The organism is Rahnella sp. 1L-D-7-B-C2, from assembly GCF_057290995.1.
Genome location: NZ_JBXAVQ010000005.1, coordinates 283,644 through 310,189, shown reverse-complemented (window position 1 = coordinate 310,189; position 26,546 = coordinate 283,644). Strand labels below are relative to the sequence as shown.

Genomic DNA, 26,546 nt, shown 5'->3' with positions numbered 1-26,546 from the left:
ATTACATTGGCAGCATAGATTTCGTTAAGGATCACCCGTCGGTGACCAAGGAGAAGTGATGGCGCACGACATTGCAGGAGACGAAGAACGCAGCGGTGGTATCCAGGTGATTTCGCGTGCGGCATCCATTCTTAATGCGCTTGGGAAACATCCTCAGGGAATGAGCCTTGGGGCAATCGCCAATGATGTTGATCTGCCGCGATCGACCGTGCAACGGATTGTTGCGGCACTGGCTGAAGAGGGTTTGGTGCGTTCAGAGGGAAGCGGCGGCGTCCGGCTAGGCCCGACGCTGCTGAAGCTGGTGTCCACGGTACACACCGATGTGATCGCCATCGCCTCCCCTTTCCTTCGCCAGCTGTGTGAATCCACGGACGAAACCGTCTCTCTCGGGCGGGCCAGTGGCCGCCAGATCGCCAATATTCACAGCATCGTGGCGGAACGAGAATTGCGCGTGGTACCGAGGGTCGGCCTGAATTTGCCGATTTACAGCACCTCCGGCGGCCGCGCGTTGCTCTCGCTTAAAACAGATGACGAGATCCGCATTATTGTCGGCGAGGTGCTTGAACCCGCCACCGAACAGACAGTGCGTACGGTGGATTCCCTGCTGAATAAAATCGCCGAGGTCCGCGAAAGCGGCATCTCCATGGAGAACGGTGAGACCGTAGATGGCGTCTCGACGCTGGCCGTTGCTATTGACACCATTTTGGGTCGCTACTCCGTTTCAGTGCTTTTCCCCACCTCGCGCCGGGAAAGCAAAGAATCCTTAATCCGTGACGCGCTGCTCGAGTGTAAAAACGCGCTGATTGGCGAAATCGGTAAACTCGGCCAGAACAACGAACCCAGGAGTGCAAGTGTTTGATGTTATTTTGCTGGCCGTAGACGGCTCAAAGCAGTCCCCATTCGTCGTCGATCTTGCCCGGCAACTGGCGAACGGCCATTCATCAACGGTGTATGTTAGCTGTTGTATTGATGAATCTTATGCACTGGAAGAGAACGGCGATGTGCCAGGAGAAATCGTGGAGTACCCACCGGCGGAGGAAGAGCAAAATACCGCCCGCGCCGTGGTCGGCAATGCACTGAAAACGCTGAATGAAGCGGGGATCCGCGCGAAAGGAAATCTCATCGTCGGGGCTGCTGGCGAAGCACTGGTGGCAGAAGCCGAAAAAATTAAGGCCTCGGTGATCGTTATCGGCCATCGTCAGCTCTCGGTCTTTGGTCGCATGATGAAAGGATCGGTCAGCGCGGAAGTCATCGCCCACGCACCCTGCCCGGTGTTAGTTGAAGTTCGTGGAAATTAATTCCGCCGGGCTAAAAACAAATAAAGCGCCTGCTGGCGCTTTATTAATATATGAAGAATAAGGTTATTTACTCTTAATAAGGCCCATAGACGTCGCCCAGTCATTGATATTATTGCGGTAGAAAAAAGCAATATCGCTGTCTAAAGGATTGGTTTTGGAGGGGGTTACCATTCCCAGGCAAGGGTATTCTTGTGGACGCGATTCGAAAAGAAAATCATCCATTTCTTCATCGGTCAGGAGCGTGTCACCAAAGATATTGTCCTGTCGAAAATAGGCATCAAGCATCCAGGAACGGTATTCAAAATCGTTTTTAATCAAGTGCATAAGATTAGCTCACAGTAAATAATGTCTAACGCACCTGATAAAAAACTTCCATGAAGACTGAATATGAGATCAGGCACGCGTTGCGTTCGAGCCATCCATTGCTGATTTCACATAACAGAAAATTAACATATATATCGCAGTTAGCAAGCAGCAATCAGTCTTAAAAACCTGATTACAGGCTTTATTTAATTATTATTTAGAAATAACCACTCAATTCATAATTTCAATGAATACATTATTTTATTGCATTTTTTATTGTAATTAATAACGACTGAAATGGTCAGGCGAGAAAGTATAAAAGTAAAAGGAACAGAACTGACATTGGGGATACTTTCGCATCACCACTGCCAGCCCTGTTCCCAAAATTTTTATGACGATGTGTAAGCTAACTTATTGCACTTTGATTACCAGCGTCCCGGAGGCGGGCCTTCACGCCAGTGCCGCGGAGGGCCATCTCTCCAGTAACCGGGAGGCGGACCTTCGTGCCAGTGTTCATGATGCCAGTAACGCGGCGGTGGCGGCGGAGCGGGCTCGTAATACACCCAGTGACCCCGACCTTCATCACGGTAATGTTCATCCCACCAACCCGGCGGACGCCAGTCGCCCCCATCCCAATAATATCCGCGGGGATCGCGGTCACCGATGTGCAGTGACAGGCCCGGCATATTTACGCCCAGCTCGACGTTTGCCTGAGCCAGCGCGGGCACAGTGGAAAGCATAACGGCGAGAATCAGAATCAGTTTTTTCATTGGAAACCTCACGACCTGCTTATCAGGTGATGCCAAATTACCGCCAGCTATCTTCCTGTTCTATAGGAATTTATCCCAAAAAAAATGTCCTTTCGCTATCCTTACATTTGCGTCAGAAACCAGCTATACGTAATACGTTGCAACGCTATGGCAGCAAAGGAGATTCAGACAAATAAAGCTAACATCCCTCAAACGTCAGACACAAAAAAACCGCCGAAGCGGTTTCTTTATTTACTGTACTTTGGGGCAAAATCAGATTTTGCAGCCTTCACAGTCACTTTCGTCCTGAACGGCTTCAGGCACTGCTGCTACTTTCTCAGCCGCTTTTTCTTCTGCGGACACCAGTGCAGCATCAATGTCAAAATCAAAAATATCGTCGCTCATTCTCATCACCTTAATTGTTCAAAATCGACTTTAGTATAAACGACACAGGCGAACATCTGGCGCCTTTTTTGTGCCCTGAAGAAGCTTTTCTTGCTTCTGATATTGGAACGAAAAGCCGCAGGATTTGCATAAACCACTTATGGAAACCATAGTTAAAGTGATTATGAGGGTGTCATGATGACACTTTTACGAACTTATTGTGCGAAATGTTACGAGGAGAACCGGATGACGACGTCAAATATCAAAGCCTGGGCCAACACGCGTGAAACCTCTCACGAAATCGCTGAAGCCATTTTCGAGCTGGCCAAAAATGATGAAACTCTGGCTCAGAAAATTTGGGAAGAAGGCAATGATGAAGTGCTGCCTATCGCCTTCGCAAAAACCAAGGAAGACCATCTGTTCTGGGGTGAAGAGAAAATCGACAGGAAAAATGTGTAAAAGCTTCCTGTGAAAGCCCTGAGCGAGACTCAGGGCTGGCGTTCATTGTTGCTGCAACAATTAGCTGTCAAAGCCAAAGCCCATCTTGTGCGCCCAATCAAATATCTGTTCTTTGTAGACGAAACGCGGTTCGCAAACACCCGGCTCTCCCGGCGTCTGGATCATCACCGCCACGCACGGGTACGCCACAGGCCTGGCATCGAAAATAAAATCATCCACTTCCTGATCGGCAAACTCAGAGGTTTCGCCTACCGCGCTCGCCTGGAAAATTTCATCCATTATCCATTTACGGTATTCAACTTCGTTGTTGATAAACTTCATCATTCACCTCTGCTTTGCTTTTACTCTCTGCGTTTTCTTACCCGTGAAGTGCGTCGCCACCGCAACAAGGACAAACTTCTGCGCGGGAAACTGACATCTTTGCACTTCCGTCACAGTCCCATTCCACCCGTAAAGGTTTACCGGTGTCATTATCGACGTGAATGTAGCGATCAAAATGGATAGCCTGCCCGGTCATCGTCTCAGTCAGCAGCAACTTTTCGCCAGCATAAATGCGGGCGACAGCCTGCGCATCCTGTTTTTCATCAGAAACGATTTTGTGCAGATGATGAATAGTCAGTTTGATTCGTTCCACAGTGGCCCCTGCAGCGGCTTACATACCTTGTGATTTGTTCGGTAGATGAACGACCCATTCACGAAATGTATGTCCAGCCACTATTTTATCAGAGCATGCGGGGTGGCGTCATGGCCGAAAGCCATATTGAAGGGGGAATTAGTGCGCTAACGGTACAGCGTCCATCGCGGCCGGTTGCTGGTGCTCAAGGCGGGCCAGATCGTAAACATCGTAAAAATCCACAAAACCTTTGTGACGTACAATCGACTCTATGCGGTTTTTCACCCAACTGCTTACGCTATCGGCACTCAGAATCTGTTGTACGGCCTCAGGGGATAATTCACGGCTGAAATACCATTCGCCGTTATAGCAGACACGTAAATCCAGAACACCGATGTCTTCATAGCGATATACCGGCTTGATTTCTAACAAAAGCATCGCTGACATAAAGATCAGAAAAGCGGTAAAACCGATAAACCAGCCAATGCCCATGTAAGGCGATACATACATCACGACGCCGACGGCAATATAGCCGATCAGCATCGCCAGGCATAGCCACGGATGATTCACAAAGAACTCAACGTTAATGCGTGCCCTGCCATCACGGCCTTCCTGACGGTTGATACGATCAATTTCACTATTTAATACATTTTTGATCACGTCCATCCCATAACCTCGCTGCAGTGACGACTATAATTCAATCTGATTATATTATTTTATCATGACAACTGTTATAGCGCGTAGAGCAGTTAAACGCTGCAAAACGGGTAACTGTTATAGCTAGCATCTATATCGTTGGTATTATCATCATAGAGTTCTCTCAATTCATGTCAGATAAAAGGAGATCATCGTGGCACTATTAATCGTCGAAAGACCGGCAAAAAAACTGGTGAGCTACCGGGTTGTCGGGCCATATAAGGAGTCAATCCACAACGGATTTCAGCAGCTGACGAAATGGGTCGCACGACACCATCAGCCACATAATGAATGGCTGACGTGGTTTCACGATAACCCGGATACCACACCCGCTGAAGCGCTGCGCGCCGATCCTTCGGTTTGTGTCGCGGATAATTTCATTCTCGATGATGCTGACGGGCTGGCGCTGCAAACTCTGCCAGGGGGCACCTATGCGGCGTATCACACCACCATAACAGATGGAAACTTTGAACAAGCCTGGCGGGAGTTTTACAGCCAGCTGCTGGCCAGTCATCAATACCGGCCAGATGGTAAAGCCTGCTTTGAGCACTATCTGAGTGATGGCTCAAAAACCGGCATCTGGGAAGTGGTGTTTTATCAGTCGGTGGAGAAGATCCCGGCAATCCGCTGAAGGGAGTCAGACGCTGAGTGAAATGTCAGCCTGCTGGCAAAAATCCAGATAAGCCTGTGGCGGTTTGGCATCGCTGACCAGGGTGTTAAAACGGGCTAAAGGTGCGATTGCCGCCGGTCGCACCTGATCAAACTTGCTGCTGTCAGCCACCAGAATACATTGCGCTGAACGCTCCATCGCCTGATGCTTCATCAGCAATTCATCGAAATTAAAGCACGTTACCCCATGTTCAATGCTGACACCTGCGGCAGAAATAAACGCTTTTGCCGGGCGGATGAAATCGAGTTCACTGCTTCGACCAATCGGCGTGAAGATGCTGTTGCTGGATTTAAATGCGCCGCCGCATAAGATGACATCGCACTGCGGTTTTTCCTGAAGTGCCAGAAAGGTGTTAAGCGAATAGCAGATTGCGGTGAAAATTCTGGATTCTGGTATACTTTCAATCACATACGGCATGGTAGTACCGCAATCGAAAAAGACGGTGTCATTATCGAGGATCAGACTGGCTGCATGTTTGGCCAGTTGGCGTTTCTCAGCGACCTGCCTCATTTTTTGCTCACTGACAAAATAGTGCGTCGCCGGATTATTCTTGGGATCCATCACAATATAACCGCCGAGCAGCATCACTGGCGCAGGCTCTGCATTCAGATCACGCCGGATAGTCATTTCGGAAACATCGAGCAGTAAAGACGCTTCTTTCAGGTGGATTTTGTCAGTCTTTTTTAGCGCCAGCAAAAGACGCTGGATCCTGTCTTCACGCTTAGTTTCCATGATGTTATCTCAGCTTTCCGGTTCGCAGCCGGTCACTATACCTTTGCCAGCAATTCACCGCAAACCCGCACTCCGTCTGATGTTATTGCAACTGAAGTAAGGTCAGATAACCGCCGAATACCGCGCCGGTATCAATGTAGTGCTGATTAGCAAATTGCATCGCCTTTTCAACCGGCGTATGGCCGAAATAAAAGGCATCGGCACCGGCGACAGGCTGATAACGTCCGGCCAGCGCCTGATTCACGCGATCACGATTCCAGATAATTTCATAACTGTCCAATAGCTTTCCAAATGCATACTCGTCTGAAATGTAGTCAGCGTGCGCCACCACGATACGTTTCCCTTCGCGGGTCGTCAGCTCAATAACATGCGGTAAACTGTCTGCCTCAAGAATCAGTGCTTTCGCCTGTTCCTGAGCTTCGCTTTCCAGCGCATACAACCAGTCACCACCGTTACGTAGCCAGCGCGGAATATTCAGTTCGTTCACTGCTTCAATCGCCATTTGCTCATGGTTGCCTCTCACGCAGCGAAACCACGGCTGACGGATGAGTTTCAGGCAACCGACGCTGTCGGGTCCGCGATCGGCCAGATCGCCAACTGACAGCAACAGATCGAGGCTGGGATCGAAAGTGATTTTATTCAGTTGCTCATCCAGTAAGGCCATACACCCGTGTAGATCGCCCACGATATAAATGTGCCGGTAGTTTTTGCCATCAATACGTTTATACAAAGCAGGAATCATATTTGGATGAGATCCATTGCGACTGTGAATAGCTTAAGTGTATCTGATGAGGAGTGTTAGGAAGGATGTTCAAAGAGCAAACTGAGGTTTTCCCCGTGCGTTCAGGAAGTTTAGGCTTCTCTACACGTAGTCGCGGCTGAAATCCACTGATAAATTATTTATCATTAAGTAACTGCCGCCTTTTTGTGCTAGACTACTGGACGCTCTAAGTAAAACCGGAGGTTTTATGAGTTCTACAGTTGTAAACGCTCAAGACGAGTGTCCGTTGTGTCAAAACACGAATAAGACGTCGGTAAATATGTCGGCGAAAATTGTTACTGTGACCTGCACTTCTTGTGGCCGTTACAGTATCTTCCGCAAAACCATGGAAGAGATTTCGATAGACCGGAAGAAACGCGTCGCCCTTCAGGCGTTTTTCACCAGCCAACCGAACTACCACCTGCCTTTATCGATCCGGGCACTGAGTAATACAGATTCATCGGGCGAGATTTAGCCCTAAAAACGCCCTTCGGGGCTGTTTTAATCTGCACTCTATCCGCCACTTTCACTGAACATCAGCACATACCAGACCGGTAATTACCGCAAAGGTACGTTTTGCATTGCTGATATGATTTGGCGTTGCTGTTAAAGCACAAAGGCCACTCTTCGAGGTGGCCTTTATTATATGCAAAGTGAACGTTTTGCGATGTCAGAGAGAAAGTTTTTCGCGACGATTGATTGACATGTGGTGCAACAGCACCATAGCTATCGCCCCCATCATGCCCAACATACCCGAAATTACCAGGATAATGAGTTTCTTTGGTTCATCTTTCTTGGATGGGACTTCTGGCATTTGCAGATATTTAAAGGGCCTAAACTCAACATCATTCAATTTCACATTGCGTAACAGATCGATATTCATCTTTCGGTTGCGTAAATCAGTACTTATGTCGAGAGGGTCTTTAATAGATTCTTCGACTTTAAGTTTTTCGGCGAGTGCATCCGCACCCAGCGAAATTGAATAGTCAGGATCGTCAAGTATGGTTGCGCCATTTGAGTAGACAGGCTTTTTCACGCCTGCGGCTTGAGCAATTGAAAGAGCATATTTGATCTTGTTGATACGAACATCGCGATCATTTTGGATTTTTTGAATTTCCACATCGTAAAGCTGCTGCTCGTTTTGGAGTTTCAGCGTCACTGCTCGCTTAATCTTAAATGTAACGTACCCCTGAACAGATTTTTCAACATAGTCCATGTATCCCTGAAGCAGATTTCTTGCTTCTTCAGGCTTTGCTGCTGAAAAATTTAGTCGGAAGTAATTATACGCTTTGGAACTGAGTCCTTTATCATCAGCATTACTGGACGTGGTAATGTTATTCGAGGTGATGGAATCCAGAAGTTGTCTTTTGCGCGACTCGTCATCGGGATTCTTAGCCATCAGCATCTTAAAGTAACTGGAATGCTGCAAATAATTGTCCCGTAAAATGCGGGAATCAAAGTACCGCATGTAAGTCGCCAGCAGATAAGTAGAATCAACCCCCGTATCGATACCGGCAATCTTTAACTGATCCAAGAGATCATCCAGCCCTATAAATTCAGAAGCCGCAGGTGCAATAATTACAGCGCTGCTAGTCCATTTTTGAGGTAAAACAGCCCCGACACCAATTCCTGCGATGATAAAAGCGAGAGTAACTAAGATTATGAATTTCTTAGCTTTATAAATGACAGATAAGAGTTCAAACAAATCAATTTCATCGTGCTTTACAAAGGTACTATCAAGAACGGGGAGATGTGCCCTTGGTTCATTTGGTAAGGTATTCATGCTACTCATTGGAATGTTCCATTTCAATTTCGTACTGGCGTTATATTCACCCACATAATATCCAGCCCAGCCCGTGAGACTTCAGCACTTACCATAAATGAGAAAGCTGTATGGTATTGTGCATTTGGCTTCCTTAGGATTGCCGGTATATCGCTTCTTTAAGACTATTCTTAGGAGGATAATATACGAAAATTTTATGGATTTACAGTCTTATACAAAGCCAGCTAAATGATTTAATTAAAAGTCATGGATAATTGGGAAAATTTCATCACAACTGAAGAGGCAAGAAGATTCGAAAGGGGGGAAGCAGCAAATTCCAGACATAAAAAAACCACCCGAAGGTGGCTATAACGACATTACTACACTATTGCTTTTGATTATTCTGCTAATTTTCCCATGGTACCCGGGACGAGACTTGAACTCGTACAGCCTAAGGCCGAGGGATTTTAAATCCCTTGTGTCTACCGATTCCACCACCCGGGCTCCGGGAAAATTGGAGGCGCGTTCCGGAGTCGAACCGGACTAGGCGGATTTGCAATCCGCTACATAACCGCTTTGTTAACGCGCCTTAAATCTTACTACTTGTCTTGCACTTAAACCGATTAAGAAATCAATTCAAGAAAATTTGGAGCGGGAAACGAGACTCGAACTCGCGACCCCGACCTTGGCAAGGTCGTGCTCTACCAACTGAGCTATTCCCGCTTTAATCAGAACGTACTGATTTTTTTAACTATCTTCTGGCGCATTGCTGTCTGCCTTCCGATGCGTTGCATTCTACTGACCTGAGAGAATGAGTCAATAAAATTATCTGGATCCTTCGCTCGTTTGACGTTTTTTACGTCAGTTTGATCAGGGTTCCAGCAAATCGTGGCGTGCAGCGTTCAAATACTGGAACATTGACCAGAAAGTCAGCACTGCCGCGATGTAAAGAGCTACCACACCGACACCCACAACAATGTTATCAGGACGCCACAATAAGGCGACCAGAGATAACATCTGCGCGGTGGTCTTGACCTTACCAATCCAGGAAACGGCAACGCTGCTTCGCTTACCAATTTCAGCCATCCACTCGCGCAGGGCAGAAATAATAATTTCACGAGCGATCATAGTGGCAGCCGGTAATGTTATCCACCAGGAGTGGAAGTACTCCGCGACCAGCACCAGGGCAATCGCCACCATCACCTTATCGGCCACAGGATCAAGGAACGCACCGAACCGCGTCGTTTGCTTCAGGCGACGGGCTAAGTAGCCATCCAGCCAGTCAGTCATTGCCGCAAAAACGAAAATGAGCGCACAAGCCATCGATGCCCATGGATAAGGCAGATAAAAGGCGAGCACGAAGAAAGGGATCAGTGCAACGCGGAACAGGGTAAGGCACGTCGGTATATTAAATTGCATAGCGAAGGTAACTGTTTGTCCAGTTTGGATATTATGAGTATGTTGCTACAACGGCTTTAGTGTTTCAACGCATTATGAATCTTTTCTGCTAATGCGGTCGAAATACCCGGTACCTGTGCAATTTCCTCGACGCTGGCATTCAGTAATGGCTGGATGCCTCCCATATATTTCAGTAATACCTGACGTCGTTTCGGCCCGACGCCTTCAATCTCTTCGAGTGCGCTGGTTGTGCGCACCTTGGCGCGCCGCTGACGGTGCCCGGTGATCGCATGATTATGCGAATCATCACGAATATGCTGGATAACGTGCAATGCCGGTGAATCTGACGGCAAGGCAATCCCCTCACCTTCTGGCACAAAGAATAACGTTTCAAGCCCTGCTTTACGATCGGCACCTTTCGCAATACCGATCAGCAAAGGTTTAGATTTATCCCATGTCACATCCAGTGAATGAAACACATCCAGCGCCATGCCGAGCTGCCCTTTCCCGCCATCGATAAAAATCACGTCAGGAATTTTTTTCTCATCCAGTGATTTACTGTATCGACGCGTCAATACCTGTTTCATGGCCGCATAATCATCCCCCGGCGTGATACCGGTAATGTTATAGCGGCGATATTCAGAACGTACCGGCCCGTTATTGTCGAAGACCACACAGGAAGCGACCGTTTGCTCGCCCATAGTATGGCTGATGTCGAAACATTCCATGCGGTTAATTTCCGCAAGATTAAGGGTTTTTGCCAGCTCTGCCAGACGCTGATGAATAGTCGACTGCTGCGCCAGTTTCGTGGTCAGGGCCGTAGAGGCATTGGTACGCGCCAGCTTCAGGTAGCGAGCACGGTCACCACGCGGCTTACTCTGAATCAGCACTTTGCGCCCGGCAATCTCACTCAGAGAATCAGCCAGCAGATCTTTTTCCGGCAGGCTGAAGTCCAGGAGGATTTCGCCAGGCAGGGTGCGCATCTGACTACCCTGTAAATAGAACTGCCCGACAAAAGTCTGTACCACTTCGCCAAGATCGGTACCGCCCGGCACCTTCGGATAGTAGCTGCGGCTGCCCAACACTTTGCCCTGACGAATAAAGAGAACGTGCAGGCACGCCATGCCTGATTCGAATGCGACACCGATAACGTCGAGATCTTCGCTGTTACCCGACACGAACTGACGTTCAGTGACACGGCGAACAGCCTGGATTTGATCTCGAATGCGTCCGGCATCTTCAAAACGTAAATCCTTGCTGGCCTCTTCCATACGGTTTACCAGCTGCGTGACCACTTGCTGATCCTTCCCTTCAAGGAAAAGACGCACGTAATCCACCTGATCTTTATAATCCTGTTCACTGACTAACCCTTTCACGCAGGGACCGAGACAACGCCCAATCTGATATTGCAGGCAAGGGCGCGAGCGATTGCTGTAAACGCTGTTCTCGCACTGGCGGATCGGGAAAAGTTTCTGCAACAGTGCCAGCGTTTCACGCACGGCATAGGAGTTGGGAAACGGCCCGAAATATTCGCCTTTAGCGTGCTTGGCGCCGCGATGCACGGTAATACGCGGATGATTATCGGCACTGAGGAAAATCAGCGGATAGGATTTATCATCACGCAACAGCACGTTATAACGCGGCTGATACAGCTTGATGTAGTTATGTTCGAGGAGGAGCGCTTCGGTTTCCGTATGGGTCACGGTGACGTCGATTTGCGCGATATTTTTGACCAACGTTTCCGTTTTACGGCTGGAAACCTGAACGCGAAAATAGCTGGCAAGACGCTTTTTAAGGTCTTTAGCTTTACCTACATAGATTACGGTGCCGCTGGCGTCATACATCCTGTAGACGCCCGGCTGGCTGGTGACCGTTTTCAGAAAGGCTTTAGGGTCGAAACGCTCATCATTCACTGCCTGATAAAGTCTCCGCGTTGAACAAACCGTGACGGATTGCCAGATGAGTTAACTCGACATCGCCACTGATATTTAATTTACTAAACATTCTGTAACGATAACTGTTAACGGTCTTCGGGCTCAAGTTCAGTTGTTCTGAAATTTCATTCACTTTTTGCCCTTTGGTAATCATCAGCATGATTTGTAATTCACGCTCAGATAAGGAGTCAAAAGGCGTTTCAGACTGGGGCTCAATCTGGCTCAGTGCCATTTGCTGAGCGATGTCAGACGCAATATAGCGCTGGCCCGAGTCAACCAAACGGATGGCGTTAACCACTTCCTGTGGTGCAGCACCTTTGCTCAGATAACCGGAAGCCCCCGCCTGCATCACTTTTGCCGGCAGCGGGTTTTCAGTATAGATAGTTAACATGATAATCTTGATATCCGGCGAGAAACGCACGATTTTCTTCGTCGCTTCCAGCCCGCCAATACCCGGCATATTCATATCCATCAGGACAATATCAACATCATTGGTACGGCACCACTTCACGGCGTCTTCGCCGCACTGAGCCTCACCAACGACTTTGATGCCTTTGATATCTTCGAGAATGCGTCGGATCCCTGCGCGCACTAATTCGTGGTCATCAACAAGAAGAACGCTAATCAAAGAGAATTCTCCAAAAAATAAGGGCGACGCACCGTCAGGGTCTTCGGGCTTGTCTTAACGCAATCATACACGTTAAACATTAATATCGTGCGCAGACAGCTTATAGAAGAGAAGGTGGCAATAAAAAGCCAACATCAACGAACTTACCTCACTACCGCACGAGGGCAGTGTTTTTAAATCAGGAATTCAGGTTATTTATATCGCTCGCGCATTTTACTCTATTCGGCCATCTTGACCAAGAAATGTCTGCAAAAAACTAGTTTGCTGAATGTAAATGATAACTGCCATCACCTGTATTAATAATACAAAAAAAAAGCATTTTGAATCAAACAATAAGGTCTGTATCAAGCTACATCTTTTCTGTTGTAAAAAATAACTATGCCGGGGCTGCTCCCCTCAAAATAACACGTTTTAAAGAAAGGTGATTAAAGCAGCGAATCACGACTTTCATATATCTATGATATACCCAATGATTATTTGCAATAGCACGAATTGTCGCGGTACTTATAAGAATAAACTCAGGCGGAACACGTGAAATTTCTGATCCCCTAATATGTTTAGTATTCTTTACTTACTTTCAAATGTGTTAACTCATCGGATTTCTCTCCTCATTTTGCCCGTTCTATTGAATGCTTTTCGAAAGCATCCCGTGCGCCACTGCACTAAAAGCTGCCGACTATGCTAAAATGCTGTCACTTTGCACCCTGACGTTTCGGGTGAGCCCGCTGATATACCCCCTTCTTTTTACTGTATAAAGTCGGGAGCGCTGCCTGGCAGCCTGCCTGAGGAGAAATAATGAGTAACTGCGATTTTACCACTGAAGCGAACGTTGAAACCCTGGCGACAGAAGTTGCCTGCCTGAAAGCCACCCTGACTCTGATCCTGAAAGCGATCGGTCAGGCGGATGCAGGTAAGGTTATGTTGAACATGGAAAAATATGCCGCACAGATGGAAGATGAACAGCAGGCAGCCATCTTCAGAAACTCCCTGCAGCAAATTAAATTCGCCTACCGTCAGTAATGTTTTTGGGAGTCTGTCGCCCGACGGACTCCCCCCCCTTACCCGCGTAACCGCACGATTTCTGCTATAATTACCCCCCTCTTCATATTTCATCAGGACAACCGTAATGAGCAAAAATAATAAAGAAAATAAAAGTAAAGCAGATGACGTGCACGTCAGCGACGGGCTGGCAGAACTGCTTGAAGTCTCCGAACAACTGACTGAAGAAGAAGTTCAAAAGGCGGCTGAAGACGCTAAACAAGCCGTCGAAGATGCTAAAAATCATCCGCAACACTGATTTATGCACTCTACCTTTCTCGCACCTGATCAGGCCATTGCTCCTCTGGCGATTGATTATCAGCACGGTGACAGCGAACCTGCTCACAGCCACAGCTGTTCACAACTGATCCACACTCTGTGTGGCGTTGTTGAAGTTCATACCGCGCTCGGCACCTGGATGGTTCCGCCGGGGCGCGGCATCTGGTTACCTGCCCATGTCGAACACAGCCTGCGCTTTATCGGCGGCGTTAAGGCACGCACCTTATTTGTCGATCCACTGGCACGTGCGGATTTACCTGCACAATGTCAGGTGGTACAAATTTCCCCGCTGCTGCGAGAACTCATTTTGGTTTCGCTGACGATCCCCGCCGGTTATTTGCCGGGTGGCCGTGACGAACGCATTATGGAATTACTGCTCGATGAACTGCGTCTGTTACCGACGTTACCATTGTATTTACCCGAACCCAAAGAGCCCGAACTTCTGATGCTTAGCCATCAGATTTGCCGTGATTTGAGCGCTTCGTGGGAACTTGAGGAAGTCGCTGCGCGGCTGAATATGAGCAGCCGGACACTTTCCCGTCGCTTTCAGCGTGAGACCGGACTGCGTTTCAGTGACTGGGTGCGTCAGGCAAAATTGCTCGACGCTTTGCAGCAACTGGCGGCAGGAAATTCAGTGATTGATGTGGCGCTGGCACTCGGCTACGACAGCCCGAGTGCCTTCAGTGCGATGTTCCGCCGATCGCTGGGCGTCTCGCCAAGTGAATATTTTAGTCAGTCAGAATCCCGCTCGCCGCATTAAACAACGCCTGCAACGAGGCGCTTGAAACATCACTGTCGATACCCACGCCGTAGCACGTTTCACCCAGTTTCCCCTGACAACTCACGTACGCGACTGCCCGGCTGTGGCTTTGATGTCCCAGCGTGTGTTCGTGATAATCGCCGATTTCCAGCTGAACATCGTAACTGCGGCGCAACGCATCTACCGCGCCGGACAACAAACCATTACCGCTGCCGGTAATATGCTGTTCTTCATTACGATAGCGGATACGCGCGTTGAAATGGCAGACATTCTGCTCGTCGCTGCGGATATCATAACTTAGCAATTTCACCACGGGTTGATCAGTCAGTCCGTAACGCTGACGGAACAGTCGCCAGATGTCGCTGGTGCTCATTTCTTTGCCGTGAGAATCGGTGTCGCGCTGCACGGCTTTGCTGAAATCGATCTGCAAACCGCGCGGCAGTTTCAGCCCGTGATTCTGTTCGAGCAACCATGCGGCACCGCTTTTTCCCGACTGGCTGTTCACCCGGATCACGGCTTCGTAGCTGCACCCCACATCGGCGGGATCCAGCGGCAGATACGGCACGCGCCAGAGGTCATTGTCTGCGGTTTTTTGTGCCGCGAAACCTTTTTTAATGGCATCCTGATGCGAGCCAGAAAACGCGGTAAACACCAGTTCTCCTGCGTACGGATGACGCGGATGTACTGGTAACTGGTTACATTCTTCAACCGCTTCGACGATGGCCTGCAGATTACTGAAATCCAGTTCCGGGGAAACACCCTGAGTGTAAAGGTTCAGCGCCAGCGTCACGATATCCACGTTACCGGTACGCTCGCCGTTACCAAACAGACAGCCCTCCACCCGATCGGCACCCGCCAGCATCGCCAATTCGGCGCAGGCCACGCCTGTTCCGCGGTCATTATGCGGATGTACGCTGATGGAAACCTGTTTGCGGCGGCTGAAATGACGACAGAACCATTCAATCTGATCGGCATAAATATTCGGTGTGCTGACTTCCACGGTGGCTGGCAAATTAATGATCATCGGCCGCGCATTGCCTGGCTGCCAGACTTCGGCGACCGCTTCACACACCTCCAGCGCAAATTCCAGTTCAGTAAAACAGAAGGTTTCCGGGGAATACTCAAACGTCCACTGGGTCTGCGAATATTGTTCGCAAAGCTGACGGATCTGCTGCGCGCCGCGAACCGCCAGATCCCGCGTGGCATCTTTGTCCTGATTAAACACGACTTCACGAAATACCGGCGCAGTAGCGTTATATAAATGCACGATGGCGCGTGGTACATTTTTGAGCGCTTCAAAAGTGCGCGCGATTAAGTCCGGGCGCGACGGCGTCAGCACCTGAATCACCACGTCATCCGGGATTAACTTGTCATCAATCAGACCGCGAACAAAATCAAAATCAGTTTGCGACGCCGAGGGAAACGCAACCTCAATCTGCTTAAAACCACAGCGGATCAGTAAATCAAAAAACTGACGCTTACGGGTGTTGTCCATGGGCTCAGCCAGCGCCTGATTACCATCGCGCAGGTCACTGGAACACCACTGCGGTGCCTTTGCCAGTACATTTCCAGGCCACTGGCGGTCGGGTAAATTCACCGGCGGGAAGGGACGATATTTTTGCGATGGGTCGATTAACATGGGGTTCTCCTTAGAATTCGTCGTTGCAGGCTTTGCGTTGCGAAATACCGTTGCCTTGTAAATACCGTTGTCTTGTAAAAAACATAGTACGCAAACGATAACTATCTGCGCCTTGCTAACTGACACTAACCCTCGCAAAACGGACAAAAAGAAAATGATAAATGAATCATAGTCACGTTATAGTGCATAACTAAACGCGTCCAGGTTGGCGATCAGAGGTCGTACAGAATGAAAAGGGTTCTGAATCTAAACGAAAAAAAACGGCTTTCGGCGCTGCAAAAATTAAAAATTGCTGACAGCAATCCGGACGAAGTGCTTGATTTAATTACCCGCCTTACCCAGCAGATTTTTGATATTCCGGTGTGTTTAATTACACTGGTCGATGAACATCGCCAATGGTTCAAATCAAAGACCAATACGGCGATAAGCCAGACGGCGCGCGATATCGCCTTTTGCGACCACACCATTCGTTCTTCCTCTGTAATGATCGTCCCCGATGCAGGACAGGATCCACGTTTTTGCAAAAATCCGCTGGTGACCGCTGATGAAGGGATGCGTTTTTATGCCGGTGCGCCGCTGATTACCCGTGAAGGCTTTGCTATAGGCAGTTTGTGTCTGATCGACCACCAGCCACGTGACTTTTCCGTGCAGGAAATAGAGATGCTGTCAGATCTCGCCGCTATCGTCATCGACATCATTGAGTCACGCAGCTCGGTCGGGTTTGTCGATATCGTCACGCGACTGCCGAACCGCCAGCGCCTGATGGAAGACATCGGCATGCTTATCAAAGCGCCAGACCACACGCCGTATTTGCTGATTCTGATCGACACGCTCGATACACTTTATGCCTACGATATTGGCCGCGCGATCGGCATTCCCAAAGTCGAAAATATTCTGAAAGATGTGGGATCTTTTTTACGCACTGAGCTCAATGGCAACGACAAGGTCTATAGCCTGATGCTCGGGCGTTTCGCCATTATCAAACCGCTCGACGATCAGGAAGCGATTTTTAATCAGTTAGAAATCGCCGCCACCAAAATTTCGCAAAGCATTACGAGTGATATCCCGATTAACGTCCGTCTGCACGCCGGTTACACCGTATTTTCCTCTTCGTCGGAGTGCGCCGAAACCATTATGCGCCAGGGCATGTCTTCCCTGCACGAAGCCATCAGCCACAACCGGCTAGTGATGCCGTATCAGCAGGAGTCAGATGTCATCCAGCTGCGCGCCTTTAATCTGCTTAACGATTTAATGGCTACGGTGGCGTCCTGTGAGGATTTCCATCTTCTTTATCAGCCAAAAATTCGTCTGGCCGATAAAAAATTCCACGGCGTCGAAGCGCTGATCCGCTGGCAGCATCCGACGCTGGGCATCATTTCACCGTCTGAATTTATTCCTCTGGCGGAAAAAACGCCGCTGATAACTCCGCTGACCAACTGGGTTATCACACAGGCGGTGATGCAGATAGCAGAATGGCAAAAGCGCGGCGCACAGATTCAGGTGTCTATCAATTTGACTGCCAATAATCTGGTTGAGCAGGATCTGGTGCAGCGTATTCATACGGCACTTATTCTGCATCAGGTATCACCGTCGATGCTGGAGATTGAATGCCTGGAAACTCAGACGCTGATGAATAACCCTCACGCGGTGGCGTCTCTGGATGCCCTGCGTCATATGGGGATCAGTATCGCGCTGGATGATTTTGGTTCCGGTTACAGTAATCTGAATTACCTGCAAAAGATCCCCGCCGATATCCTCAAACTTGACCAGTCGCTGATTCAGGGCATCAGCAGGGACAATAAGAGCAAAGTGATTGTGAAATCGATGATTGATATGGCGCATGCGCTCAGCTATCACGTCGTCGCGGAAGGCGTAGAGGATAATGACACGCTGCGGTGTCTGGAGGAGTTGCAGTGTGATTCAGTTCAGGGCTTCTACTTCTCGCGTCCGTTGCAACACGATCAGATTCTGGAATGGTCAAAGCCTTATATTTAATTCCCTATTTCAGAAGCAAAAACAAAAAATCCGCCGAAGCGGATTTTTTTATGCCGGTTATTCGCCGGTTTTGGGACGAATATGATAGGTGCCAAACATGTTGCGGTCGGTTTCGAGACTGATACTCTGCCCTTTAGCATCTATGGTGATGGAACCTGTAGTTTTGGTCAGCGCACAGGCAATGCGGACATCAATCTTGCGCTGGCCGTTAGGCACATTTAAATCAACGTACTGATTAAAATGCAGGGAAGCCACGGTCTGACCGTCCAGAATCACAATCAGCGGACAAGTTTTCTCAAACGGCACCGTTGACCATTGATCGATACGATGCAACCTGATGTGTGTCTGCCCTTCCGGCGCTTTAGTGCTGGCGTTAGCGAAAGAGGATTTGACCTGAAGGGTCGGTTCATAAGGATTGCTTGCGCACCCGGCTAAAAGCAGAGCAGCCAAGGCCACCAGTGTTTTTTTCATCGTTATCTCCCTGAGTTTATGCACGAATGATAGCAGCGTGCGCGGCGCGGGCAACAAAAAACCGGCGAGAGTTGCGCGCGACCGAAAGGGAGAAGGTAAAAGCGGGACAAATCTGTGACGTTAGTATGAAAATCAGCCACCCGAATTGCTAATCACCGTCCGCTGGTATTTGATACTCTTATTAAGATTTATCCGATGAGACGTTCAACCAGATTCAGGAAGCATCTATGTACAGCTACACACTTATCGCCCCCGCCGGGATCGTAAAGACCTATGAAGACGAGTTTCGCGAGAAAGGCATTGAGCTGCTGGTTGCCAAACAGAATCGTTCGGAAATGGTGGTCTTTCGCAGCAGTCAGTTTACCGAAGAGCGCGCTTTTATTACCCACGTCCATCTGTTGATTTTTAGCCTGTGTATGCGGGTACAAAAACAATTAAAAAACGGCAATAAACCGAATACGACCATTATGTATTGATTTTCGAACCCGTTCCCCCTGTTACGGCCTCAGTCTGTGAGGCCCAACTCTCCGCTTTCATCTATTTCCTTTCTGCAAGTAATTGCGATATCTAAAATAATCCTACTCTGTGGCTGGAATATATACAGGTTCTCCGACGTTATTTTCGTCAGAAAATCGTCATTATTTTGACTGAGGTTGAAATCAAATATTGCTGTCAAGAAAAGGCCGGGAGAGGCAGAACAAAATCACGGAGGAAAGAGATTATTGCTTTGATTTATTGAATGTTGGTGGGTCGTGCTGGGTTCGAACCAGCGACCAATTGATTAAGAGTCAACGGCTCTACCAACTGAGCTAACGACCCAACGGAACGGATTATTCGCCTGTTGGCCGGTGATGTCAAACGCTTATCCCTACTTTTTTTGTCGTTATTCGAAATGAGAATTGTGAAGCTCATCACAAGCAAAAGCGGTATTATTCTTTGTGCAATAATGCTCACCTGATTAATTAACACGCAATTATCCCCGATGTAAAAATTACGATACATTTTCCCGGTTGGCATTTTTCATGCCAGTTATAATAAATACGCACTTAACATTACTATTACATCGACAGACCGTCGCTGTCGTTCCCCGTGGCGGTCAAAAAACGCGTTTCAAATCTTAATTTGTTGAAATGAATGCGATATGGCGGAGTTCATACGCAAAAGCAAAAAACAGGAATCTATACAACATGCAAGACGAGTCAAAAATCCTCACACAGCCGGAGGAAGAGAACGCCGAAGGTCTGCGGCGCAATCTCTCCAACCGGCACATCCAGTTGATTGCTATTGGTGGTGCCATCGGCACGGGTCTGTTCATGGGATCCGGCAAAACCATCAGCCTGGCGGGTCCTTCTATCATCTTCGTGTACATGATCATCGGCTTTATGCTGTTTTTCGTGATGCGTGCGATGGGCGAATTACTGCTGTCCAACCTCGAATACAAATCCTTCAGCGACTTCGCCGCCGACCTGCTCGGCCCGTGGGCGGGCTATTTTACCGGCTGGACCTACTGGTTCTGCTGGGTCGTCACCGGCATTGCCGACGTTGTGGCCATTACCGCTTATGCGCAGTTCTGGTTCCCCGGACTCTCGCAGTGGATCGCCTCTTTGCTGTGCGTTTTACTGTTACTTAGCCTGAATCTCGCCACGGTAAAAATGTTTGGTGAGATGGAATTCTGGTTCGCGATGATCAAAATCGTCGCCATCGTCGGGCTGATCATCGCCGGGCTGGTGATGGTACTGACCCACTTCCAGACGCCAACCGGCACCGTTGCTTCCTTCAGCAATCTGTGGAATGACGGCGGATTCTTCCCCAAAGGCATTAGTGGCTTCTTCGCCGGCTTCCAGATCGCGGTGTTTGCGTTCGTGGGTATCGAACTGGTTGGGACTACCGCCGCCGAAACCAAAGATCCGCAGAAATCCCTGCCGCGCGCCATCAATGCCATTCCGCTGCGCATCATCATGTTTTACGTTTTCTCGTTAATCATGATCATGTCAGTGACGCCTTGGAGCCACGTCGTGGCGGATAAAAGCCCGTTTGTTGAACTGTTCGTTCTGGCGGGTCTGCCGGCTGCGGCGAGTATCATTAACTTTGTAGTGCTGACCTCCGCCGCGTCTTCTGCCAACAGCGGCGTCTTCTCCACCAGCCGCATGTTGTTTGGCCTGGCGCAGGAAGGCAATGCGCCGAAAGCGTTCGGCAAACTCTCATCACGCGCGGTGCCGTCGAACGGTCTGACCTTCTCCTGCATCTGCCTGCTGGGCGGTGTGGTGCTGATTTACCTGATCCCGAACGTGATGACGGTCTTCACGCTGGTCACCACCGTATCCGCAATCTTGTTTATGTTCGTCTGGACCATCATCCTCTGCTCGTATCTGGTCTATCGTCGTAAACGCCCTCAGCTGCACGAAGCGTCAATCTACAAAATGCCGCTGGGCAAGCTGATGTGCTGGGTCTGCATGGCGTTCTTCGCCTGCGTGCTGGTGCTGCTGACCCTGCAGGATGACACCCGTCAGGCGCTGATGGTCACACCGCTGTGGTTCGTGATTCTGGGAGTTGGCTACTGGCTGCGTTGCCGCAACCGTACTGCCTGAGTCAGGTATTATCCCCAAATTGGTCGGCTAGTTGCCCAACCATCGATATCAATCAGGGCTACAACGGAAAATGTTGTGGCCCTTTTTTTATACCTTTTGACTGTCAATCAAATGAATCCGACTACGCCTGAGCAGAAGTTTAAAACGTTGGGCATGGACTCACCATTGTTATACCTGAATGCTTGAAATACGAGCAGGTGAGGCTTATGCTCTGCTCATAAGGAAGAGGTGGCATATGGATCATGATTTAGAAACTCTGCTGAGTTTACACGGAACAAAGTATGTTTATGAAAGTGGCTACTGGTATGAAATCGTGGCTTATCAGGTAGAAAGCAGCATATATCGCCCCCATGGGATCCGCTATTCACTCACTTTTCATGACCATCACAATCAGCGAATCTTTGGAATGGACAATGCCCATGCGGTGCCAGCCGCTAAGCAAGGTATGTATCGTGGAAGGATCAGAGAATGGGATCATTTCCATCAAACAATGAGTGATAAAGGGACTCCCTATGAATTTGTTGATGCTGCACAACTCATAGAAGATTTTTTTCGGTCGATTGAGAAAATTATCGCTGAAGTGACAAAATTAAAGACGACAAACCATTGAGGTAAGCATGAAAGCTCTTATCGGTATTATGCCGGAAAACATGTTTCGCGAGCGGGTACTGGCAATTGCAAAAGGTCAATATGCGCCCACTGCAGACGAACCTAAAGTATGGTTCTCATCACTGATTGCTCTTGGCCAGATCCTGAACAACGATAACATTCAACTCCTTCGCCAGATGGAGAGTGAAAAACCGGAAAGTATTACGGAACTTGCCAGACTCTCCGGCCGCGAAGTTAGTAATCTTTCTAATACCATTACAACATTAGAAAAACATGGTTTTGTTAAAAAAGTGAAGGGAAAAAACTCAGTCAAACCTGTCGCTCTGTTTACTGATTTTGAAATCCGAACTGAACAATTCCCCTCTAAAACAGCGAGTGCGGCCGCCTGATTGCCGCACCTACTCCACCTCTAACGCCTGCCAAAACTGTTGCAGCATTTTGGTCGCTGATGGCCTCGCCGAAGCGACTTTCACCGGTAACGCCGGTGGTACACCGGGGTTCATGTCGCCGAGATCGAACACAAAACTGTAATCCGGCTCCTGCCCCATGCGTAAATCGCTGACCAGAATATGGTCGCCCTGCTGTTTTACGCTGAAGAAGCCGTGGCTGAACCAGGCGACGCGCGCCAGAAATGCGTTGTCTTTGTGGGCTTCATATAACGCTTCGCCGCGAGGATAAAAGCGGAAACGGATCGGCGAGTCAGGGTGCAGCAACGAAGTGAATCCTTCACCGTAGCTATCTTTGGTCATCACCACCACGCGCCAGACCAGCGTATTGAGCGGCGTCGGGGTCACCAGAACCTGCGTACTTTGGATGTTCTGGCGTTGAAGCTCATCGCCGACGTGCACCGTCACCTGATGTTGTTCGACCACGGTGCAGGCCAGATACAGGCAGCTTACGCCCAACAGCACGTTGTTCCAGACGATGCCGCGCTGACGTTCACGATACAGGGCCAGCCCGACGCCGATAATCATCGGCAAGGTATAGAGCGGATCAATGATGAAGATGCTGCCGACTGCAAACGGCGTATTGGTAAACGGCAGGCCAAGCTGCGTACCGTAGACGGTCATCAGATCCAGCAGCGGATGCGTAATGAGCGCCAGCCAGACCGCGCCCCACCAGTGCCGGAAATGCTGCCCGGCGCTGAACAGTCTGGCCATCAGCCAGGCAATCAGCGGGGACACCAGCGTCAGATAAAACAGCGCGTGGCTCTCCGTGCGGTGCAGCGTCATATTGCTGATGGCGTCACCGTGATCGTAAAACACGTCGAGATCCGGCAAGGTTCCGCACACCGCACCCGCCAGCGCAGCCTTCCACACCGGTACGCGTTTGCCCATCACCGCGATACCTACCGCAGCGCCCAAGACTAATTGTGATACCGAATCCATCCTGACCTCTTTAAGCCCGAAGCTGTATACCTTCGGTAATAATGCGCTGCACGTTACTCACGGTCTGCTCGAAGAACTCAGGATCGTTGAGCGTTTTGCCGGTGATGGCTTCGACCTGTACACCGAAATCCGCATAATGCTGGGTCGTCGCCCACAGCATAAATATCAGCTGCATCGGATCAACCGGCGCGATTAACTGGTCTTTTATCCAGCCTCGGATCACGTCAGATTTATCTTCCACCAGCGTTTTCAGGCTGCCGCCGAGTTCCTGCCTGAGCAGCGGCGCGCCCTGTACCATCTCCAGACAGAACAGGCGCGAAGCCTGCGGATGGTCGCGTGAAACACAAAGCTTGAGACGAATGTATTCGCGGATCGCTTCCAGCGGATGCTGATCCGACTGCAACGCTTTCAGGGGCGCCAGCCAGATATCGAGCAGGCCTTTCAGCACTGCGATATACAAATCTTCCTTCGATGGAAAGTAGTACAGCAGATTGGTTTTCGAGACGTCGGCGCGCTCGGCGACCTGATCCAGGCTGGTGCCATGAATACCGTACAACGAAAAAAATTCCAACGCCGCCGCCATGATATTGCCACGCTTGGCGGCGACGGCGCGCGAACGTCGCGTCGGGGCTTTCGCTGCGGCTTTACGGGTGTGATTTCTCCCCTCGGCAGGCTGCGGATGTTCATCCATTGGCTTCACAATGTCTCCCTGAGACAAACGGCAAGGCAGAAATCATAACAAATGGGGATAGAAGCGACTATCGCTATGCATCCGCATGATGAACGCAACATCTTATCTAACACCACGTAACCACAAAGGATTATAAATTTAACAAATTTGCACCATTTCTGTTCAATCCTGCCTGATTTACGTGCAGTTAGTTTTGACCAGATGGTCTGAAACAGACCATCTGGTCCACCTCAACCCGAAATCATTTTTTAACTCACTGAATATCATAGTGATTATAAAAGTGGCATCCCCTTTGCAATAGTTCTCACGTCAGGAAATTTCAGCCCGGTGCAATTCGGAACCCGCAGGACGCACTCAAGCCGCGCAGAGAATTTCGCAAGCCCTTGTTTTGATCTCTAATTTTCAAAAATCTGTCATGAGGTGAGCTATGAAAATCGGCGTCTTTATTCCTATCGGTAACAACGGCTGGTTGATTTCTGAAACCGCGCCGCAGTACAAACCGACTTTCGAACTGAACAAAACCATCGTGCAAAAAGCCGAGCACTACAATTTCGATTTCGCGCTGTCGATGATCAAACTGCGTGGCTTCGGCGGCAAAACCGAGTTCTGGGAACACAATATGGAGTCGTTCACGTTGATGGCAGGCCTCGCCGCCGTGACCTCCCGCATCCAGCTTTACGCCACAGCTGCCACACTGGTGATGCCACCGGCTATCGTGGCACGCATGGCGGCGACTATCGACTCCATCTCCAACGGCCGTTTTGGCGTCAACGTTGTCACTGGCTGGCAGAAACCGGAATACGAGCAGATGGGCATGTGGCCGGGCGATGACTATTTCAGCCGCCGCTATGATTACCTGACCGAATACGTCAGCGTGCTGCGCGATCTGTGGGGCACCGGCCACTGCACGCTCGACGGCGAGTTCTTCAAGATGGACGACTGCCGCGTCAGCCCGCGCCCGCAGGCCGAAATGAAAGTCATCTGCGCCGGACAAAGCGACGCAGGCATGGCGTTCTCCGCCAAACACGCTGACTTCAACTTCTGCTTCGGCAAAGGCGTCAACACGCCGACCGCTTTCGCACCGACCGCAGCCCGTATGAAAACCGCCGCAGAAGCCGAAGGTCGCGACGTCTCTTCTTACGTGCTGTTTATGATTATCGCCGATGAAACCGACGCCGCCGCCCGCGCCAAATGGGAGCTGTATAAATCCGGCGCCGACGCCGATGCGCTGGCATGGCTCACCGATCAGAGCAGCAAAGATACTAAATCCGGTGCGGACACCAACGTGCGCCAGATGGCTGACCCGACTTCTGCGGTCAATATCAACATGGGCACGCTGGTCGGTTCTTACGCCAGCGTCGCCAAAATGCTCGATGAAATCGACACCGTGCCGGGCGCAGAAGGCATTCTGCTGACCTTTGATGATTTCGTCGAAGGCATTGAAAACTTCGGCCGCTACATTCAGCCATTAATGAAAACCCGCCAGCACATCGCGGCAGAACAGAAAGAGGTCGCGTAATGACTGTTTTTGAGAAACCTAAAGCGGTTGAAAGTCAGACGGTTGTCCGCCGCGAGCCGAAAAATACCGGCGATGAAACTATTCTCACTGCCCGTCCGGAAGCCATCGCCTTCACCCCGCAGCAAACGGCGTTGATCGTCGTGGATATGCAGAATGCCTACGCGTCACAGGGCGGCTATCTTGATCTGGCAGGTTTTGACGTTTCCGCCACTGCACCGGTGATTGTCAACATCAAAGTGGCGATTGCCGCCGCGCGTGCCGCGGGCATTAAAGTGATTTTCTTCCAGAACGGCTGGGACAATCAGTACGTCGAAGCAGGCGGTCCAGGTTCGCCCAACTTCCACAAATCCAATGCACTGAAAACCATGCGCAAGCGCCCTGAGCTGATGGGCAAACTGCTGGCGAAAGGCGACTGGGATTACGATTTGGTGGATGAACTCCAGCCGCAGCCAGGCGATATCGTGCTGCCAAAACCGCGTTACAGCGGGTTCTTCAACACTCAACTCGACAGCCTGCTGCGCAGCTACGGCATTCATCATCTGGTCTTCACCGGCATCGCTACCAACGTGTGCGTTGAATCCACGCTGCGCGACGGTTTCTTCCTTGAGTATTTCGGCGTGGTACTGGAAGACGCCACCCATCAGGCCGGCCCGGAGTTTGCGCAAAAAGCGGCGATCTACAATATCGAAACCTTCTTCGGCTGGGTGTCGGACGTACGCAGTTTCTGCGATGCGGTGGGTTACAAATCTGAACAAAACGCAGCCTGACCGGCAGCAGATAAGGAAAATTCGTATGCCTAAAAGTGCAATTATCCCAGCCGGTACCGGCGCTCCTCTGGCACCTTTTGTTCCGGGCACGCTGGCCGATGGCGTGGTGTATGTCTCCGGCACGCTGCCGTTCGATAAAGACAATAACGTCGTGCATCTGGGAGACGCCGCGGCACAAACCCGCCATGTGCTGGAGATCATTAAAAGCGTGATTGAAACCGCGGGCGGCACGATGGATGACGTCACTATGAACTCGATTTTCATCACCGACTGGGCGAACTACGCGGCGGTGAATCTGGTTTACGCGGAGTATTTCCCCGGCGAAAAACCGGCGCGGTTCTGCATTCAGTGCGGGCTGGTCAAACCTGGTGCACTGATTGAAATCGCGTCGATTGCTCATCTCGGTAAGCCGTGAG

At 49.8% G+C, this 26,546-nt stretch carries 32 protein-coding genes and 4 tRNA genes; 16 read left to right on the top strand and 20 right to left on the bottom strand.

What is annotated here, in order from left to right; all coding sequences use genetic code 11:
* Positions 1–58 precede the first annotated feature (58 nt).
* Both AC0Z7K_RS11640 and AC0Z7K_RS11635 read left to right on the top strand, forming a co-directional pair.
* Positions 59–859 (top strand): IclR family transcriptional regulator, encoded by an 801-nt coding sequence (locus AC0Z7K_RS11640; RefSeq protein WP_485614519.1) that lies wholly within the window; start codon positions 59–61, stop codon positions 857–859.
* Positions 852–1,298, top strand: a complete 447-nt coding sequence (locus AC0Z7K_RS11635; protein WP_485614517.1) for a universal stress protein — start codon at positions 852–854, stop codon at positions 1,296–1,298. The genes AC0Z7K_RS11640 and AC0Z7K_RS11635 overlap by 8 nt, the downstream gene beginning before the upstream one ends.
* A 63-nt stretch (positions 1,299–1,361) precedes the next feature.
* On the opposite strand, the gene AC0Z7K_RS11630 is transcribed toward AC0Z7K_RS11635, so the two are convergent.
* From AC0Z7K_RS11630 to AC0Z7K_RS11620, 3 genes are all read right to left on the bottom strand, one after another.
* Positions 1,362–1,622 carry a hypothetical protein gene (locus tag AC0Z7K_RS11630; protein WP_413529448.1) on the bottom strand — a complete coding sequence of 87 codons (261 nt, stop codon included), beginning with the start codon at positions 1,620–1,622 and terminating at the stop codon, positions 1,362–1,364.
* Positions 1,623–2,026: 404 nt separating this feature from the next.
* Complete coding sequence (locus tag AC0Z7K_RS11625) at positions 2,027–2,371, bottom strand: DUF2502 domain-containing protein (RefSeq protein WP_413529447.1); 345 nt, start codon at positions 2,369–2,371, stop codon at positions 2,027–2,029.
* A 252-nt stretch (positions 2,372–2,623) separates the two neighbouring features.
* Positions 2,624–2,755 (bottom strand): hypothetical protein, encoded by a 132-nt coding sequence (locus AC0Z7K_RS11620; protein WP_485614515.1) that lies wholly within the window; start codon positions 2,753–2,755, stop codon positions 2,624–2,626.
* A gap of 225 nt (positions 2,756–2,980) precedes the next feature.
* On the opposite strand from AC0Z7K_RS11620, the gene AC0Z7K_RS11615 reads away from it, so the two are divergent.
* Complete coding sequence (locus AC0Z7K_RS11615) at positions 2,981–3,193, top strand: YccJ family protein (RefSeq protein WP_056778653.1); 213 nt, start codon at positions 2,981–2,983, stop codon at positions 3,191–3,193.
* A gap of 60 nt (positions 3,194–3,253) precedes the next feature.
* On the opposite strand, the gene AC0Z7K_RS11610 is transcribed toward AC0Z7K_RS11615, so the two are convergent.
* From AC0Z7K_RS11610 to AC0Z7K_RS11600, 3 genes are all read right to left on the bottom strand, one after another.
* Complete coding sequence (locus AC0Z7K_RS11610) at positions 3,254–3,517, bottom strand: hypothetical protein (RefSeq protein ID WP_244207707.1); 264 nt, start codon at positions 3,515–3,517, stop codon at positions 3,254–3,256.
* Between the two features lie 34 nt (positions 3,518–3,551).
* Entirely contained in the window at positions 3,552–3,827 is a 276-nt protein-coding gene (locus AC0Z7K_RS11605; protein WP_485614514.1) for a hypothetical protein, read from the bottom strand.
* Between the two features lie 138 nt (positions 3,828–3,965).
* Positions 3,966–4,472, bottom strand: a complete 507-nt coding sequence (locus AC0Z7K_RS11600) for a YlaC family protein (RefSeq protein WP_485614512.1) — start codon at positions 4,470–4,472, stop codon at positions 3,966–3,968.
* Positions 4,473–4,656: 184 nt separating this feature from the next.
* On the opposite strand from AC0Z7K_RS11600, the gene AC0Z7K_RS11595 reads away from it, so the two are divergent.
* Positions 4,657–5,133 (top strand): GyrI-like domain-containing protein, encoded by a 477-nt coding sequence (locus AC0Z7K_RS11595; RefSeq protein WP_413529444.1) that lies wholly within the window; start codon positions 4,657–4,659, stop codon positions 5,131–5,133.
* A 6-nt stretch (positions 5,134–5,139) separates the two neighbouring features.
* Here the strand turns inward: AC0Z7K_RS11595 and deoR are convergent, their stop codons facing one another.
* The gene (deoR, locus tag AC0Z7K_RS11590; protein WP_485614510.1) at positions 5,140–5,904 is read right to left on the bottom strand and encodes a DNA-binding transcriptional repressor DeoR; all 765 of its coding nucleotides are present in this window, start codon (positions 5,902–5,904) and stop codon (positions 5,140–5,142) included.
* An 82-nt stretch (positions 5,905–5,986) separates the two neighbouring features.
* Positions 5,987–6,646, bottom strand: a complete 660-nt coding sequence (locus tag AC0Z7K_RS11585; RefSeq protein WP_485614508.1) for a metallophosphoesterase — start codon at positions 6,644–6,646, stop codon at positions 5,987–5,989.
* A gap of 226 nt (positions 6,647–6,872) precedes the next feature.
* Here AC0Z7K_RS11585 and AC0Z7K_RS11580 point away from each other — a divergent pair, with 226 nt between their 5' ends.
* The gene (locus AC0Z7K_RS11580) at positions 6,873–7,139 is read left to right on the top strand and encodes a hypothetical protein (RefSeq protein ID WP_112167230.1); all 267 of its coding nucleotides are present in this window, start codon (positions 6,873–6,875) and stop codon (positions 7,137–7,139) included.
* 195 nt (positions 7,140–7,334) lie between these two features.
* Here AC0Z7K_RS11580 and wzz(fepE) read toward each other — a convergent pair whose 3' ends face one another.
* From wzz(fepE) to uvrY, 7 genes are all read right to left on the bottom strand, one after another.
* The gene (gene wzz(fepE), locus AC0Z7K_RS11575) at positions 7,335–8,456 is read right to left on the bottom strand and encodes an LPS O-antigen length regulator Wzz(fepE) (RefSeq protein ID WP_485614505.1); all 1,122 of its coding nucleotides are present in this window, start codon (positions 8,454–8,456) and stop codon (positions 7,335–7,337) included.
* 388 nt (positions 8,457–8,844) lie between these two features.
* Positions 8,845–8,930 (bottom strand) — tRNA-Leu (locus AC0Z7K_RS11570).
* Positions 8,931–8,941: 11 nt separating this feature from the next.
* Positions 8,942–9,015: transfer RNA gene (locus tag AC0Z7K_RS11565), tRNA-Cys, on the bottom strand.
* A 58-nt stretch (positions 9,016–9,073) separates the two neighbouring features.
* A tRNA-Gly gene (locus tag AC0Z7K_RS11560) sits at positions 9,074–9,149 on the bottom strand.
* Positions 9,150–9,296: 147 nt separating this feature from the next.
* Positions 9,297–9,845 carry a CDP-diacylglycerol--glycerol-3-phosphate 3-phosphatidyltransferase gene (pgsA, locus tag AC0Z7K_RS11555; RefSeq protein WP_112167227.1) on the bottom strand — a complete coding sequence of 183 codons (549 nt, stop codon included), beginning with the start codon at positions 9,843–9,845 and terminating at the stop codon, positions 9,297–9,299.
* Positions 9,846–9,901: 56 nt separating this feature from the next.
* Positions 9,902–11,737, bottom strand: a complete 1,836-nt coding sequence (gene uvrC / locus AC0Z7K_RS11550) for an excinuclease ABC subunit UvrC (RefSeq protein ID WP_413529439.1) — start codon at positions 11,735–11,737, stop codon at positions 9,902–9,904.
* Positions 11,730–12,386 carry a UvrY/SirA/GacA family response regulator transcription factor gene (gene uvrY / locus AC0Z7K_RS11545; RefSeq protein ID WP_112167220.1) on the bottom strand — a complete coding sequence of 219 codons (657 nt, stop codon included), beginning with the start codon at positions 12,384–12,386 and terminating at the stop codon, positions 11,730–11,732. The genes uvrC and uvrY overlap by 8 nt, the downstream gene beginning before the upstream one ends.
* A 795-nt stretch (positions 12,387–13,181) precedes the next feature.
* On the opposite strand from uvrY, the gene AC0Z7K_RS11540 reads away from it, so the two are divergent.
* The 3 genes from AC0Z7K_RS11540 (at position 13,182) to AC0Z7K_RS11530 (ending at position 14,463) form a co-directional block, all read left to right on the top strand.
* Positions 13,182–13,406 (top strand): DUF2594 family protein, encoded by a 225-nt coding sequence (locus tag AC0Z7K_RS11540; protein ID WP_413529438.1) that lies wholly within the window; start codon positions 13,182–13,184, stop codon positions 13,404–13,406.
* Positions 13,407–13,512: 106 nt separating this feature from the next.
* A complete protein-coding gene (locus tag AC0Z7K_RS11535; protein WP_485614502.1) occupies positions 13,513–13,683 on the top strand; it encodes a hypothetical protein in 171 nt (56 codons plus the stop codon).
* Between the two features lie 3 nt (positions 13,684–13,686).
* The gene (locus AC0Z7K_RS11530) at positions 13,687–14,463 is read left to right on the top strand and encodes an AraC family transcriptional regulator (protein ID WP_485614501.1); all 777 of its coding nucleotides are present in this window, start codon (positions 13,687–13,689) and stop codon (positions 14,461–14,463) included.
* On the opposite strand, the gene leuA is transcribed toward AC0Z7K_RS11530, so the two are convergent.
* Positions 14,432–16,102: a 2-isopropylmalate synthase gene (leuA, locus tag AC0Z7K_RS11525; protein WP_485614500.1), complete on the bottom strand. Its 1,671-nt coding sequence runs from the start codon at positions 16,100–16,102 to the stop codon at positions 14,432–14,434. The two genes, AC0Z7K_RS11530 and leuA, sit on opposite strands and share 32 nt — an antisense overlap.
* A gap of 228 nt (positions 16,103–16,330) precedes the next feature.
* Here leuA and AC0Z7K_RS11520 point away from each other — a divergent pair, with 228 nt between their 5' ends.
* Positions 16,331–18,097 (top strand): sensor domain-containing phosphodiesterase, encoded by a 1,767-nt coding sequence (locus AC0Z7K_RS11520; protein WP_485614499.1) that lies wholly within the window; start codon positions 16,331–16,333, stop codon positions 18,095–18,097.
* Between the two features lie 57 nt (positions 18,098–18,154).
* On the opposite strand, the gene AC0Z7K_RS11515 is transcribed toward AC0Z7K_RS11520, so the two are convergent.
* Positions 18,155–18,568 carry a hypothetical protein gene (locus AC0Z7K_RS11515; protein ID WP_485614498.1) on the bottom strand — a complete coding sequence of 138 codons (414 nt, stop codon included), beginning with the start codon at positions 18,566–18,568 and terminating at the stop codon, positions 18,155–18,157.
* 227 nt (positions 18,569–18,795) lie between these two features.
* Between AC0Z7K_RS11515 and AC0Z7K_RS11510 the strand changes: the two genes are divergently transcribed.
* Positions 18,796–19,044, top strand: a complete 249-nt coding sequence (locus AC0Z7K_RS11510; RefSeq protein WP_413529432.1) for a hypothetical protein — start codon at positions 18,796–18,798, stop codon at positions 19,042–19,044.
* A gap of 267 nt (positions 19,045–19,311) precedes the next feature.
* Here the strand turns inward: AC0Z7K_RS11510 and AC0Z7K_RS11505 are convergent.
* Positions 19,312–19,387: transfer RNA gene (locus AC0Z7K_RS11505), tRNA-Lys, on the bottom strand.
* Positions 19,388–19,755: 368 nt separating this feature from the next.
* Here AC0Z7K_RS11505 and cycA point away from each other — a divergent pair.
* From cycA to AC0Z7K_RS11490, 3 genes are all read left to right on the top strand, one after another.
* Positions 19,756–21,156 carry a D-serine/D-alanine/glycine transporter gene (cycA, locus tag AC0Z7K_RS11500; protein ID WP_485614495.1) on the top strand — a complete coding sequence of 467 codons (1,401 nt, stop codon included), beginning with the start codon at positions 19,756–19,758 and terminating at the stop codon, positions 21,154–21,156.
* Positions 21,157–21,391: 235 nt separating this feature from the next.
* Positions 21,392–21,766 carry a toxin-antitoxin system TumE family protein gene (locus AC0Z7K_RS11495; protein ID WP_485614494.1) on the top strand — a complete coding sequence of 125 codons (375 nt, stop codon included), beginning with the start codon at positions 21,392–21,394 and terminating at the stop codon, positions 21,764–21,766.
* Positions 21,767–21,773: 7 nt separating this feature from the next.
* On the top strand, positions 21,774–22,154 hold the full coding sequence (locus AC0Z7K_RS11490; RefSeq protein WP_485614492.1) for an HVO_A0114 family putative DNA-binding protein: 381 nt from the start codon (positions 21,774–21,776) through the stop codon (positions 22,152–22,154).
* A 9-nt stretch (positions 22,155–22,163) separates the two neighbouring features.
* Here the strand turns inward: AC0Z7K_RS11490 and AC0Z7K_RS11485 are convergent, their stop codons facing one another.
* Together AC0Z7K_RS11485 and rutR are read right to left on the bottom strand one after the other, a co-directional pair.
* Positions 22,164–23,153: a metal-dependent hydrolase gene (locus AC0Z7K_RS11485; RefSeq protein ID WP_485614491.1), complete on the bottom strand. Its 990-nt coding sequence runs from the start codon at positions 23,151–23,153 to the stop codon at positions 22,164–22,166.
* A gap of 10 nt (positions 23,154–23,163) precedes the next feature.
* The gene (gene rutR / locus AC0Z7K_RS11480; protein WP_485614558.1) at positions 23,164–23,844 is read right to left on the bottom strand and encodes an HTH-type transcriptional regulator RutR; all 681 of its coding nucleotides are present in this window, start codon (positions 23,842–23,844) and stop codon (positions 23,164–23,166) included.
* A gap of 427 nt (positions 23,845–24,271) precedes the next feature.
* Here rutR and rutA point away from each other — a divergent pair, with 427 nt between their 5' ends.
* The 3 genes from rutA to rutC are packed head-to-tail and all read left to right on the top strand — an operon-like array spanning position 24,272 to position 26,545.
* Positions 24,272–25,363: a pyrimidine utilization protein A gene (gene rutA, locus AC0Z7K_RS11475; protein ID WP_413529429.1), complete on the top strand. Its 1,092-nt coding sequence runs from the start codon at positions 24,272–24,274 to the stop codon at positions 25,361–25,363.
* Positions 25,363–26,130, top strand: coding sequence for a pyrimidine utilization protein B (gene rutB, locus AC0Z7K_RS11470; protein WP_485614489.1), 768 nt, complete (start codon positions 25,363–25,365; stop codon positions 26,128–26,130). The genes rutA and rutB overlap by 1 nt, the downstream gene beginning before the upstream one ends.
* Before the next feature lie 25 nt (positions 26,131–26,155).
* On the top strand, positions 26,156–26,545 hold the full coding sequence (rutC, locus tag AC0Z7K_RS11465; protein ID WP_485614487.1) for a pyrimidine utilization protein C: 390 nt from the start codon (positions 26,156–26,158) through the stop codon (positions 26,543–26,545).
* Position 26,546 lies beyond the last annotated feature (1 nt).